The 12,407-nt window shown below is 64.5% G+C and carries 11 protein-coding genes, 1 tRNA gene and 1 pseudogene; 8 read left to right on the top strand and 5 right to left on the bottom strand.

The annotated features are described in order from the left end of the window. Positions 1-39: 39 nt before the first annotated feature. Positions 40-348: pseudogene (locus AB0T83_RS19440) on the bottom strand (recombinase zinc ribbon domain-containing protein); the annotation flags it as partial. On the opposite strand from AB0T83_RS19440, the gene AB0T83_RS19435 reads away from it, so the two are divergent. Both AB0T83_RS19435 and AB0T83_RS19430 read left to right on the top strand, forming a co-directional pair. Next, positions 312-665 carry a DUF1214 domain-containing protein gene (locus AB0T83_RS19435; protein WP_366194870.1) on the top strand — a complete coding sequence of 118 codons (354 nt, stop codon included), beginning with the start codon at positions 312-314 and terminating at the stop codon, positions 663-665. The pseudogene AB0T83_RS19440 and the gene AB0T83_RS19435 overlap by 37 nt on opposite strands. A 23-nt stretch (positions 666-688) precedes the next feature. After that, the gene (locus AB0T83_RS19430; protein WP_366194869.1) at positions 689-2,191 is read left to right on the top strand and encodes a DUF1254 domain-containing protein; all 1,503 of its coding nucleotides are present in this window, start codon (positions 689-691) and stop codon (positions 2,189-2,191) included. Positions 2,192-2,631: 440 nt separating this feature from the next. On the opposite strand, the gene AB0T83_RS19425 is transcribed toward AB0T83_RS19430, so the two are convergent. The 3 genes from AB0T83_RS19425 to hemE all read right to left on the bottom strand — a co-directional run bounded on the left by AB0T83_RS19425 (position 2,632) and on the right by hemE (position 5,196). Further along, entirely contained in the window at positions 2,632-3,027 is a 396-nt protein-coding gene (locus AB0T83_RS19425; RefSeq protein WP_366194868.1) for a hypothetical protein, read from the bottom strand. Between the two features lie 258 nt (positions 3,028-3,285). After that, positions 3,286-4,116 (bottom strand): YdcF family protein, encoded by an 831-nt coding sequence (locus tag AB0T83_RS19420; RefSeq protein WP_366194867.1) that lies wholly within the window; start codon positions 4,114-4,116, stop codon positions 3,286-3,288. A gap of 42 nt (positions 4,117-4,158) precedes the next feature. Continuing rightward, positions 4,159-5,196, bottom strand: a complete 1,038-nt coding sequence (gene hemE / locus AB0T83_RS19415) for a uroporphyrinogen decarboxylase (RefSeq protein ID WP_366194866.1) — start codon at positions 5,194-5,196, stop codon at positions 4,159-4,161. Positions 5,197-5,297: 101 nt separating this feature from the next. Here hemE and hemC point away from each other — a divergent pair, with 101 nt between their 5' ends. From hemC to AB0T83_RS19385, 6 genes are all read left to right on the top strand, one after another. Then, complete coding sequence (gene hemC / locus AB0T83_RS19410) at positions 5,298-6,257, top strand: hydroxymethylbilane synthase (RefSeq protein ID WP_366194865.1); 960 nt, start codon at positions 5,298-5,300, stop codon at positions 6,255-6,257. Positions 6,258-6,338: 81 nt separating this feature from the next. Then, positions 6,339-7,262: a polyphosphate kinase 2 gene (gene ppk2 / locus AB0T83_RS19405; protein WP_366194864.1), complete on the top strand. Its 924-nt coding sequence runs from the start codon at positions 6,339-6,341 to the stop codon at positions 7,260-7,262. 72 nt (positions 7,263-7,334) lie between these two features. Beyond that, the gene (locus tag AB0T83_RS19400; RefSeq protein ID WP_366194863.1) at positions 7,335-7,685 is read left to right on the top strand and encodes an Arm DNA-binding domain-containing protein; all 351 of its coding nucleotides are present in this window, start codon (positions 7,335-7,337) and stop codon (positions 7,683-7,685) included. A gap of 88 nt (positions 7,686-7,773) precedes the next feature. Further along, positions 7,774-7,847, top strand: a tRNA-Gly gene (locus AB0T83_RS19395). Between the two features lie 113 nt (positions 7,848-7,960). Beyond that, positions 7,961-9,754, top strand: coding sequence for an ABC transporter transmembrane domain-containing protein (locus AB0T83_RS19390; RefSeq protein WP_366194862.1), 1,794 nt, complete (start codon positions 7,961-7,963; stop codon positions 9,752-9,754). Between the two features lie 160 nt (positions 9,755-9,914). After that, complete coding sequence (locus AB0T83_RS19385; protein ID WP_366194861.1) at positions 9,915-11,825, top strand: acyl-CoA synthetase; 1,911 nt, start codon at positions 9,915-9,917, stop codon at positions 11,823-11,825. A 16-nt stretch (positions 11,826-11,841) separates the two neighbouring features. On the opposite strand, the gene AB0T83_RS19380 is transcribed toward AB0T83_RS19385, so the two are convergent. Then, a partial coding sequence (locus AB0T83_RS19380; RefSeq protein WP_366194860.1) for an NAD(P)-dependent oxidoreductase occupies positions 11,842-12,407 on the bottom strand: 566 nt, incomplete at its 5' end.

Below are 12,407 nucleotides of genomic sequence, written 5' to 3'. Positions count from 1 at the left end.
CATCAGCACGTGCTTAAGGCTATCCTTAAGCCTCCTGGCTCAAGCCAAGATGTCCGGGCGAAATGGGGGCCAGTTCATCTTATCAGCAGCTTCGGCCTGACGCCGCCACTCATCGCGTTCAGCTTGGGCCAGCTCCATGCGGCTGTTCCAGGCATCGCTGAACATGGCGATGGCGAGATCGAGCAGGCGCTTACTTGGCTGAAGTCGCTTGAGGATATCCTCGAAGCCACCTTCCAACTTGGCGCGCGCAATCGACTTGCTCTTCTGGGAGCAGCCACGCGTCATGCAGCGGTAGTAGGCATAGTGCTTGTATTTGCCCTTCGACCAGGCACCCGTCATGTGGTTCCCGCACTCGCTACAAGCTGAACGTTCCGGCGGATACGCCTGCCGAGGATTTCTGGTCGGTCATCGTCTACTCGATGGAGACCAAGAGCTTCATTCGCAATGTCGATCCCGTGGGTCTGTCCGAACGAGACACCGACAGCATGCAGGTCAACGATGACGGCTCCTACGACATCTATTTCGGTCCAAAGGCGCCGGAGGGAAAGGGATGCAACTGGATCCCGACGACGGAGCCCTACTTCCTGCTGTTCCGCCTCTATGGCCCTGAGGAGGGCTGGCTGGAAGGCGGCTGGATGCTGTCCGACCTTGAAAAACTCGACTGACTCAACACTGACGGAGACTGCAAATGACTTACCGTACAATGCTGGCGGGTGCCACGCTCGCTGTCACCGCTTCTGTGGCTCTGGCAGAAACGCCGGAGTTCGCCGCCAACGTGCCCGAGAATGTCCTGACGCCCGACGTGGTCGAGACCGACACGCTCGGCACGCTGGAATTCTTCGACGGCATGCCCTCGCCCGAGACCGTGGAGAAGGTGTTCGACAACCTCGACCTGATCCGAGCCACGACGGCGTTCCTTGACGGGATGAAGATCGCCTCCCTGCGCGCCATGTTCCAGGGCTACGAAGAGGTCGGGGCCAAACCCAATGACATCGTGATCACCGAAACACTCATGGATGCTCGGTCGATCTGGCTGACGCCGAACACGACCACGATCTATATCGGATCGAACGTGGACATCTCCGAAGGCCCCGTCGTGATCGAGGTGCCTGCCGGATTGCTCGGGCTGCTGGACGACGCTGCCTTTGAGTTTGTCACCGATATCGGTGCGCTCGGCCCCGACAAGGGCGAGGGGGGAAAGTACCTGCTCATCCACAATGACGACGAGACCGAGGTGCCGGAGGGCTATTTCGAGCTTCGAACCAAGACCAACGAGCACTGGCTGCTGCTGCGCCGCTCTCCGGATGCCGATGGCGGCACTGAGGGCCCCGTGGCCGAGATCAAGGCGGGGCTGAAGATCTATTCGCTGGCCGACGCGGACAACCCGCCGGAGGAGACCTTCATCAACGTCTCGGGCGTTCAGTACAACACAGTTCATGCCAACAACGCCGAGTTCTTCGACGAGATCCACGTCGCGCTGAACAACAACCCCATCGGCGCGTTTGATCCGGAGATCGTCGGCACTTTCGCCTCGATTGGCCTGCGCAAGGGAGAACCCTTCGAGCCGGACGAAAAGATGCGCGGCATCCTCGACGAAGCTGCGGCGATTGCCAACGCAACGGCACGGGCGATCACCTATGCGTCGCGCGACCCTGGCGTCTATTTCTACGAGGATCGCCAATGGAACTCTCCCTTCCAGCGGCAGAGCTACCTGTTCCTCGAAGATGGCGCGCGCATCCTCGATGACCGGACCTACTTCTTCTACATGGCCACCGGCATCACCCCAGCCATGACCTCGCCACCGGTCGGCACAGGCTCGGTCTATGCGATGACCGCGCGGGATGCGAACGGCGAATACCTAGATGGCTCCAAGACCTACACGGTAACCCTGCCCGCCCCGGTGCCTGCAAAGAACTTCTGGTCCTTCATGCTCTACAGCGGCCAGACGCGGTCGATCCTGGAGACCGACCAGAAGTCCGGCGGCATCGATTCAAACCGCGAGGGGATCGCCGCCAATGAAGATGGCAGCTACACCATCTGGTTCGGCCCCGACGCGCCTGAGGGACAGGAGGCAAATTGGGCCCAGACTGTCCCGGGCAAGAGCTTCAACGCGATGATGCGCCTCTACGGCCCACTGGAACCTTGGTTCGACAAGAGTTGGAAGCCCGGCGACTTCGTCCCGGTCGAGTAACCTAAATTGCAAGAATTGTGCCGCCACCACGCGTGGCGGCACAATTTCGTTCAATGGTGCCAAAGTCTGAAACCCGAGAGCAAAAAAAGAAGCGGTGAACGGGTCGCCAGGTGTCCGCTCCTTATCTGATATCAACCACAATCCGAACGACCTTGCTTGCGGAAGCAGACATCCGAGAGGCGCGCAAACTGGATGCCAAGAGCCGCCATCCGGCAGAGTAAGCGCCCGCGGCCTCCATTCTCCGAATCCTCAGATGTGCGCCAGGCCGTCTAGGCGCGGCTTTTGTGCGCTGTCGCATCATGACCGCCCGCAAGCCGATTGCGTCGTAGGGGGGACCTTCAGCCCACCGTTCAAACGGGCGTGCCGCGAACGTTCCTAGGAACAATGAATTTCTGCCTGTGAAGGCCGGACCTCACAATTTGCCGGAATCCGCCCCGATCTCACTCCGCCGGGGTGTATCTGCCGCGCAAAGACTCGACGGCCTCGCGGATGCTGTCCAGCGCCGCCGGGTAGGGCGTGTCGGTAGCCTCGGTCAGCACCGGGGCCAGTTCGTCGTTGATCCAGGCGATCTGGGCCACAAGGCCTTCCCATGTCGAGGCCGAGGTGCGGCACATCTGGTGGGTCAGATGCTCACGCTCAGACCATGCAGCAGACCATTTCGGCGATTGCTCGCAGGAATTCGCAAGGCGGATGTCCAGCACCCGGATCTGGTGCAACCAGCCGGGGTGCGGATCGGTGGCATGATCGGACGGCGGGGTTGTCGGGCGCGGTGTGGGGAAAGCAAAGATGCCCAATGATACGTCTGTTTCTGACCGCAGAACGGTTTCATCAATCATCTGGCAGAACTCCCCCAACGCCGGATTCACAGACCCCGTCACGGCGACAGGGCGTTAACTACTTGTTTCATCTTAAATCTTAACAATCTGTGAAGATTAAGTTCAACTAATATGCTACTTGCCGCCGGATTTTCTTCCACAGCCGATTAATGATTGATCATTTTTCCTGTGAAGAAATGTTGAGGCAAGTCCCGGTGCAAGAGAGATTTTCACGACCGCCCGTCAGCTTGCGAGTGTTCCTCCCCGCGCGATGGCGGGTCAGGGCAACAAACAGCCGGGCCGCGTTTGCGGGCTGACGCCGCGTCCGGTGTGGCGATATGCCAACAATCCGATCCATTCCTTCGCTGCCTGGTTCAACTCTTGCAGGTTTTCAGCGAAGCGCCAGCCCAGCCGGTGCCCCAGCGCCAGGATTCGGAAATCGGTGGGATAGGGGATCAGGCTGCGCCAGCCGGCGGCGCAGAAGACCTCGACGCTGCGCCGCATGTGGAACGCCGAGGTGACCAGCACGATCCCGCCCTCGGGCAGATCCGCCATCAGCGGCAGGGTGTTCACCGCGTTCTGCCAGGTGTTCAGCGAGCGGCCTTCCAAGATCAGGCGCTCCTCTGCAATCCCGGCCCCGGTGAAGATCTGCCGCGCAACTTCGGACCCCGGCAGAAAGCCGGTGCGGAACCAGCCGGTGCCGCCGGTGAAGACGACCCGGGCCTCGGGGTACCGCCGGGCCAGCGCGATGGCCGCCAGGAACCGGTCACCCTTGTCGCTGATGTGGGGCTGGCCGTAGGTGTCGGTGCGCACGGCCTCCTCGCCGCCGCCCAGCACCACGATGGCTGCCGGGGCGGTCACGTCAGGATTGGCAGGGTAGGCGCGCTCCAGCGGTCCCAGCAGGGTGTCGGCGGGGCGCAGCAGGGCGATGACCAGAAAGGCGGCGATGGCCAGCGACAGCGCGGTGACCGCCAGCCGGCGCCGGTGCAGCAGCAGCCCCGCCAGCGCCACCAGCATCAGCCCCAGAAGCCAGCTTTCGGGGCGCACCGCCATCCAGAACAGCTTGGAGAGCGGAAAGAACAGCCCCTCCATCACCGGCCCGGTTGCCATACGTCAGCCATACGCCGGCCAGACCTTTTCCAGCCCGCCGGTTCAGGTGGTCTCGCGCAGGGTTTCGATCATCAGCGCGACATTTTCGGGATCGGCGTCCGGGGTGATCCCGTGGCCCAGGTTGAAGATATGCGGCCCGCCCGAGAACGCCTTCCGGATGCGCCGGACCTCATCCACCAGATCCTGCCCGCCGGTGACCATATGGCTGGACGCGAGGTTGCCCTGCACACAGCCATCGACCTGCACATGCTCGGCTGCCCAGGCGGCATCGACCGAATTGTCCAGCGCCACGCAATCGGCGCCGCTGGCCTTGGCAAAGCCGATGTAACGCTCTCCCGCTTCGCGCGGGAAGGCGATGATCGGGGTGTCCGGGTGACGCTCCTTCAGGGCCGCGATGATCTGGCGCGCCGGTTCCAGCGCGTAGTTGGTGAAATCGTCGCCCTTTAGCGATCCGGCCCAGCTGTCGAACAGCTTTACCACCTCGGCCCCGGCGTCGATCTGGGCCGAGAGATATTCGATGGTGGCATTGGTCAGGCGGCCCAGAATGGCATGAAACAGCTCGCGATTCTCGGCGATCAGCGTATGCGCCGGAGCCTGGTCGGGGGTGCCCTGTCCGGCAATCATATAGGTGGCCACCGTCCAGGGCGCCCCGGCAAAGCCGATCAGCGCGGTCTCTTCAGGCAGTTCGCGGCGCAGGATGCGCAGGGTTTCATAGACGGGCGCAAGGTGATCGTGGATGTCTGCGGCATGCTTCAGTTTGCCGAAATCCTCCACGGTGGTGGTGGTGGACAAGCGCGGCCCTTCGCCCGTGACGAACCACAGATCCGCCCCCAGCGCGTCGGGGATCAGCAGAATGTCGGCAAAAAGGATTGCCGCATCAAAGCCGTAGCGGCGAATGGGTTGCAGTGTGACCTCGGCGGCCAGTTCGGAATTATAGCACAGCGACAGGAAATCCCCGGCCTGTTCCCGCGTCGCGCGGTACTCGGGCAGGTAACGCCCGGCCTGCCGCATCATCCAGATCGGCGGCACATCCTGGGTCTCGCCTGCAAGACTGCGCAGTAGTTTCTTTTGATTGGCCATGACACACCCCGTCGCTTGTTGCCTTCGTGGTCCCGCACCTGCGCCAGAAAGTCAACGCATCGGCAGTTGTCACGCCGACGCGGCGGGTCTAGGGATTTGCCATGACGATCACGCTTCCGACCCCGACTTCGCCCCTTCGCATCGGCACCCGCGGCTCGCCGCTGGCCCTGGCACAGGCGCATGAAACCCGCGACAGGCTGGCCGCCGCCTTTGAGCTGCCGCCCGAGGCCTTCGAGATCGTGGTCATCAAGACCACCGGCGACGACCGGGCGCTGATCGACGCGGACAAGCCGTTGAAGGAGCTGGGCGGCAAGGGCCTGTTCACCCGCGAGATCGAGCAGGACATGCTGTCGGGCAAGATCGACATCGCGGTGCATTCGATGAAGGACATGCCGGTGCTGCAACCCGAGGGGCTGGTGCTGGACTGCTACCTGCCGCGCGAGGATGTGCGCGATGCCTTCGTGTCGCCCGCCCATGCGACGCTGGCCGATCTGCCCGAAGGCGCGGTTGTGGGCTCCTCCAGCCTGCGCCGCCGTGCGCAACTGGCGCACCGCCGTCCCGACCTGACGCTGGTGGAGTTTCGCGGCAACGTGCAGACCCGCATGAAGAAACTGGAGGAGGGGGTCGCCCAGGCCACCTTCCTGGCCATGGCCGGGCTGAACCGCTTGCAGATGACGCAAGTCGTTCGCGCCGCCATCGCGCCCGAGGACATGCTGCCGGCCGTGGCGCAGGGGGCCATCGGCATCGAACGGCGCGCCGACGACAGCCACGCTGCCGCGCTGCTTGAGGCGATCCACGACACCCCGACCGGTCAACGGCTGGCCGCCGAACGCGCCTTCCTGGCGGCGCTGGATGGATCCTGCGAAACCCCGATTGCCGGGCTGGCAGAGCTGTCCGGCGGAACCCTGCACCTGCGCGGCGAGATCCTGCGCACCGACGGATCGGAATCGCTGACCGATGCCGCGGACGCCCCGGTCGAGGACGCCGCCGCCCTGGGCCGGGACATGGCGCAGCGGCTTCTGGCGCGCGCGGGTGAGAATTTTTTCGACTGGCGCACCTAGACAGGGATCACATTGTAAAACCGTCACGTCGCGCGCTCAGGATGTGGCGGATGCGGGCTCTGGCAGAGAGGGGAGACTTGGATGGCAAACGAATTCACCGAAGACGACGCGGGTCGGGACTGGCTTGAGGCCGAACTGGCCGACACGCTGGACGAGGATTTCGAGCTTGAGATGTCCGAGCCCGCCCTGTCGCTGGAAATCCGCAAGATCTATCGCAAGGCGCATCCGCCCAGTCTTGAACGGCGCGACTACTTCCGCAAGCTGTTGTCGCTTCAGGCCGAACTGATCAAGCTGCAGGACTGGGTGCAGCATTCGGGCGAGAAGATCGTGGTGATCTTCGAAGGCCGCGACAGCGCCGGCAAGGGCGGGGTCATCAAACGCATTACCCAGCGGCTGAACCCGCGCGTCTGCCGCGTCGTCGCACTGCCCGCCCCCAGCGAACGTGAAAAGACCCAATGGTATTTCCAGCGCTATGTTCCGCACCTGCCGGCGGCGGGCGAGATCGTGCTGTTCGACCGCAGCTGGTACAACCGCTCGGGCGTGGAAAAGGTCATGGGCTTCGCCAAAAAGGACCAGGTCGAGCAGTTCTTCCACGACGTGCCGGAGTTTGAGCGGATGCTGGTACGCTCGGGCATCCGGGTGGTGAAATACTGGTTCTCGATCACCGACGAGGAACAGCAGATGCGCTTCCTGATGCGCATCCATGATCCGCTGAAACAGTGGAAACTGTCGCCGATGGACCTGCAAAGCCGCGTGCGGTGGGAGCAGTATACCAAGGCCAAGGAAGAAACCCTGGCCCGGACCAACATCCCCGAGGCCCCGTGGTTCATCGTTGAAGGCAACGACAAGAAACGGGCACGGCTGAACTGCATCGACCATCTGCTCAGCCTGATCCCCTATGAGCCGGTGCCGCACGAGGACATCTCGCTGCCCGAACGGGTCTACAACAAGGAATACGAGCGCGCGGTGCTGCCGCCGGAATTGTATGTTCCCAGCAAGTACTAAGGCCGTGCCGGTTCCGCAGACCCGGCGCACCGAAAGGCTGACTTTCGGCGGGTCCGCGGCTAGGCTCGCCGCATGTCCCTGTTGACGCCCTCGATGATCGACGCGGCCCGTCCCTCGGTCCTTGCCGATGGCGACGGGCTGTTCCTGAAAACGGTCGCGAAGTCCGACCGCCTTGTGCTGAGGTCCGGCTCCGACCGCCCGCTGCACACATGGCTGTTCCGGTTCCGGTCTGCCGTCACCGGCGCGGAAAAATCCGTAGTGCTGGGCTGGTACCCGGACGTGAGCATCACGCTGGCCAGATCCCGGCGCGACCAGATGGCCGCGCAGGTCAAGGCGGGGGAGGATCCGGTCGGCTGGGTGATCGACGACGGGCCGACGGGGATTGACCCGCTGACCACGATCACTCGCCTGGAGGATCAGTGACCGGGCAGAGGGGCGGCATCCCGTCCCGCCGCGCCGCCAATCGGTATTGACCCCGGTTGGGCGATGAAATATCAGCAGCCCACACTGCGCGGGCGTTGTGTAGTGGTAAGACCTTAGCCTTCCAAGCTAATGACGCGGGTTCGATTCCCGCCGCCCGCTCCAGCCTTCCCATCCTCTATGCGCCGCTGCCCGCCTGTGACTTTGCGGCCCGTGCGCGACGTCTTGTTGACCGGTCCCGCAATCGGTACACCGTCGCAAACTTGCGGAGACAGGACATGGCCAGAACACCCAAGACGACGGATCAGGAGCGGGAGAAATCCAAACGCATCGGCGCGCTGCGCGGGCTGCTGCCGTTCCTGATGCGCTACAAGCCACTGGTGGCTGGGGCAGGCGTGGCGCTGGTGTTCACCGCCTTCATCTCGCTGGTGTTGCCGATGGCCGTGCGCCGGGTGGTGGACGGTTTCCAGACCGGCACGGCCGAGCTTCTGGACCAGTATTTCTTCGCCGCCCTCGTCATCGCCGCCGCCCTGGCCCTGGGCACCGGCATTCGCTACTACATGGTCACGCGGCTGGGCGAGCGTGTGGTGGCCGACATCCGCACCGCCGTGTTCGACCGCATGGTGGGTATGAGCCCGGCCTTCTACGAAAAGACCATGACCGGCGAGGTTCTCAGCCGGATCACCACGGACACCACGCTGATCCTGTCGGTGATCGGCTCGTCGATCTCGTGGTTCCTGCGCAACGTGCTGCTGTTCTTCGGCGGCTTGCTGATGATGCTGCTGACCAGCGCCAAGCTGACCGGTCTGGTGCTGCTGCTGGTGCCGGTGGTGATCGTGCCGATCATCGCGCTGGGACGCCGGGTGCGCAAGCTGAGCCGTGACAACCAGGACTGGATCGCGCAAAGCTCGGGCAAGGCCTCGGAAACGCTGCTGTCGGTGCAGACCGTGCAGGCCTTCAGCCACGAGCCGCAGACCCGCGCCATGTTCGCCGATGTGACCGAGCGGTCGTTCGAGGCGGCCAAGTCCCGCATCACCGTGCGCGCGGCGCTGACCGTGATCGTCATCTTCCTGGTGTTTGCGGGCATTGTCGGGGTGCTCTGGGTCGGCGCGCGCGATGTGCGGGCGGACGTCATGAGCATCGGCGAGCTGGTGCAATTCGTGATCTACGCCGCGATCATGGCGGCCTCCACCGCGGCCCTGTCCGAAATCTGGGGCGAGTTGCAGCGTGCCGCCGGTGCGACTGAGCGGCTGGCCGATCTGCTGCACGCCGAAGACACCGTCACCGATCCGGCCCAGCCGGTGCCGGCGGTCAATCCGGGCCGAGGCGAGCTGGAACTGGATCAGGTGGTGTTCCACTATCCCACGCGCCCCGATGCCGCCGCGCTGAACGGCATCAGCCTGACCGTGGCCCCGGGCGAAACCGTGGCGCTGGTCGGGCCTTCGGGCGCGGGCAAGACCACGGTCCTGCAAATGCTGCTGCGGTTCTATGATCCGCAGTCGGGCGTGGTGCGGATGGACGGGCGGGATCTGCGCGACATGGCGCGCGACGACTTCCGCCGCCAGATCGCGCTGGTGCCGCAGGAACCGGTGATCTTTGCCGATACCGCGCTGGAGAACATCCGCTTCGGCCGCCCCGAGGCCAGCGACGACGAGGTGCGCGCCGCCGCCCGCGCCGCCGCTGCCGACCGCTTCATCTCGGCCCTGCCGGACGGCTATGACAGCTATCTGGGCGAACGCGGCGTGATGCTGTCGGGCGGCCAGAAACAGCGCATCGCCATCGCCCGCGCCATCCTGCGCGACGCGCCGGTGCTGCTGCTGGACGAGGCCACCTCGGCGCTGGATGCGGAAAGCGAGATGCTGGTGCAAAGCGCCGTGGAATCGCTGGCCCGCGACCGGACCACCGTCATCATCGCGCACCGTCTGGCCACCGTGAAGAAGGCCGACCGCATCGTGGTCTTCGACGAGGGCCGCATCGTGGCCGAAGGCACCCATGATCAGCTTGTGGCCGAAGGCGGCCTGTACGCCCGGCTGGCGCGCTTGCAGTTCACCCAGGGCATGGCGGCGGAATAACCCCGCCCTTAGACCCCCCCGCCTTCGGCGGCTTGGATCGCCGGTGGCATGGCGCGGCGCTGCGTCAATTTCCGCGAAACGCCGCGTCAGACTTGTTCCCAAGTCACTTCGCGCACATCCTTTACGGCAAATCTGTCGCATCCGTCGGGGAGGATCTGTTGTGACCAGAGCATTTACCAATGCCGCCGTGAGCCGGGCCATCGAGGCCGAAATGCCCTGGGCCGACCGCGACGTGCCCGGCACCGTCTATGACGCCCTGTCGCGCACCGCCGGAAAGATGGGCGACCGCAAGGCGATCAGTTTCCAGATCCTGTCCGATCCGCGCGCCAAGGCGGAAACCCTGACCTGGACCGAACTTCTGGCCCGGACCACACAGGCCGCCAACCTGTTCCGCAGCCTTAATGTCGGTCCCGATGACGTGGTGGCCTACCTGCTGCCCAACTGCAATGAAGCCGCCGTGGTGATGCTGGGCGGGATGACGGCGGGGATCGTCAACCCGATCAACCCGCTGCTGGACGTGGAACAGATCGCGGGCATCCTGAAGGAAACCGACGCCAAGGTTCTGGTGACCCTGAAGGGCTTTCCCAAGACCGACGTGGCGCAGAAGGCCGCCGAGGCCGCGGCCTTTGCCCCGAATGTGAAAACCATCCTTGAAGTGGACCTGCTGCACTATCTGACGCCGCCCAAAAGCTGGCTGGTGCCGCTGATCCGGCCCAAGGTGACCGCGCGCCACCACGCCAGGGTGCAGGATTATACCAAGGCCGTGGCGGCCCAGCCCGCCGACCGGTTGACCTTCGATCATTCCGGCGCGGACCGGGTGGCGGCCTATTTCCATACCGGCGGCACCACCGGCGTGCCCAAGGTGACCCAGCACAAGCAGGAAGGCATGATCTATAACGGCTGGCTGGGGCATGAGCTGATCTTCGACGAGACCGACGTGCTGATCTGCCCGCTGCCGCTGTTTCATGTCTTCGCCTGCTACCCGATCATGATGTCGGCCATTCAGGCCGGGTCGCACGTGGTGTTCCCGACCCCGGCGGGCTATCGCGGGGACGGGGTGTTCGACAACTTCTGGAAGCTTATCGAACGCTACGGGGTGACCTTCCTGATCACCGTGCCCACCGCCCTGTCGGCACTCATGCAACGCAAGGTGGATGCGGATGTCTCGACCCTGAAAACCGCGATCTCCGGCTCGGCGCCGCTGCCGCTGGAATTGTACCGCAAGTTCGAGGAAAGCACCGGCGTGCAGGTGGCCGAGGGCTACGGTCTGACCGAGGCGACCTGCCTTGTGTCCTGCAACCCGTTCGAGGGGCAGAAGAAGGTCGGCTCGGTGGGTGTTCCGCTGCCCTATACCGACGTGCGCATCCTGAAATGTGCCGAGGACGGCAGCATCACCCATGAATGCGGCACCGACGAAGTGGGCGAGATCTGCGTCTCGAACCCCGGCGTCTTTGAGGGCTCGACCTATACCGAACCGGGCAAGAACCTCGGGCTCTATGCCGATCGCATCTATCTGCGCACCGGCGATCTGGGGCGGCTGGACGCCGATGGCTACCTGTGGATCACCGGCCGCAAGAAGGATCTGATCATTCGCGGCGGCCACAACATCGATCCCGCCGAGATCGAAGAGGCGCTGATGGGCCATCCGGCGGTGGCGGTGGTGGGGGCCATTGGCCAGCCCGACGCCGTCGCCGGAGAGTTGCCCTGTGCCTATGTGGAACTGGTGGCCGGGGCTCACGCCGATCCGGCCGAACTTCTGGATTTCTGCAAGGATCGCATCCACGAACGCGCCGCCATCCCCAAGTATGTCGAGGTTCTGCCGGAGCTTCCGAAAACCGCCGTCGGCAAGGTCTTCAAGCCCGATCTGCGCAAGCTGGCCATTGCCCGTATCTATGGCGCGGCGCTGGAGGGGGCGGGCCTGCCGGTCTCGGTCGCCGGGGTCGTGGATGACAAGAAGCTGGGCCTCGTGGCGATCCTGAAGCGACACGGCGATGTGGACGAGGCCGCCCTGAGCCAGCTTATGGACCGCTTCACCCGGCCGTGGCGCTGGCAGGACGCGCCCAGGGGCTGACGGCGCGGGCCGGGGATCAGTACCCCCGGCTGCGATCCACCAGATGCGGCGCGGGCTGACCGGATTCGATGGCCGTGATGGCGCGCACCACCGCCTTGGAGGCGGTCTCGGGCCGGGTGGACGAGGCGATATGCGGGGTCACCGTCACGCGCGGATGGTGCCAGAAGGGATGATCGGCGGGCAGGGGTTCGACCGGGAACACGTCCAGCGTGGCATGGCCGAGCCGGCCATCGTCCAGCGCCCGCAGCAAGGCCTCGTCGTCAATCAGCGGGCCGCGTCCGGGGTTCAGAAGCGCGGCACCCTCGGCCAGCCAGCCCAGCCGTTCGTCGTTCATCAGGTTCTCGGTGTGCGGGGTCCGGGGCAGCAGCAGAACGACGATCTCGGCCCCGGTCAGCGCCGGGCGCAAACCGTCGTCGCCCGACAGGCAGCACACCCCGACGATGTCCTTCGGCGTGCGGCTCCACCCCGTTACCTGAAACCCCAGACTGGACAGCATCCCGGCACAGGCCGCGCCCAACGCGCCCAATCCCAGAACGGTGACCTTGCGATCCTTGGCCAGCGGCGGCGGCACATGCACCCAGT

This window comes from Meridianimarinicoccus marinus, from assembly GCF_040689105.1.
Lineage (GTDB): Bacteria > Pseudomonadota > Alphaproteobacteria > Rhodobacterales > Rhodobacteraceae > Meridianimarinicoccus > Meridianimarinicoccus marinus.
Note: the sequence above shows the minus strand (reverse complement) of the source record. Positions and strands in the feature narration are given on the sequence as shown.

Excerpts from the sequence above, each read along its gene's own strand:
- hemE (WP_366194866.1), bottom strand. The coding sequence starts at position 5,196 with ATGGCCAATCAAAAGAAACTACTGCGCAGTCTTGCAGGCGAGACCCAG.
- hemC (WP_366194865.1), top strand. The coding sequence starts at position 5,298 with ATGACGATCACGCTTCCGACCCCGACTTCGCCCCTTCGCATCGGCACC.
- AB0T83_RS19420 (WP_366194867.1), bottom strand. The coding sequence starts at position 4,116 with ATGGCAACCGGGCCGGTGATGGAGGGGCTGTTCTTTCCGCTCTCCAAG.
- AB0T83_RS19400 (WP_366194863.1), top strand. The coding sequence starts at position 7,335 with ATGTCCCTGTTGACGCCCTCGATGATCGACGCGGCCCGTCCCTCGGTC.
- AB0T83_RS19425 (WP_366194868.1), bottom strand. The coding sequence starts at position 3,027 with ATGATTGATGAAACCGTTCTGCGGTCAGAAACAGACGTATCATTGGGC.
- AB0T83_RS19390 (WP_366194862.1), top strand. The coding sequence starts at position 7,961 with ATGGCCAGAACACCCAAGACGACGGATCAGGAGCGGGAGAAATCCAAA.
- ppk2 (WP_366194864.1), top strand. The coding sequence starts at position 6,339 with ATGGCAAACGAATTCACCGAAGACGACGCGGGTCGGGACTGGCTTGAG.
- AB0T83_RS19430 (WP_366194869.1), top strand. The coding sequence starts at position 689 with ATGACTTACCGTACAATGCTGGCGGGTGCCACGCTCGCTGTCACCGCT.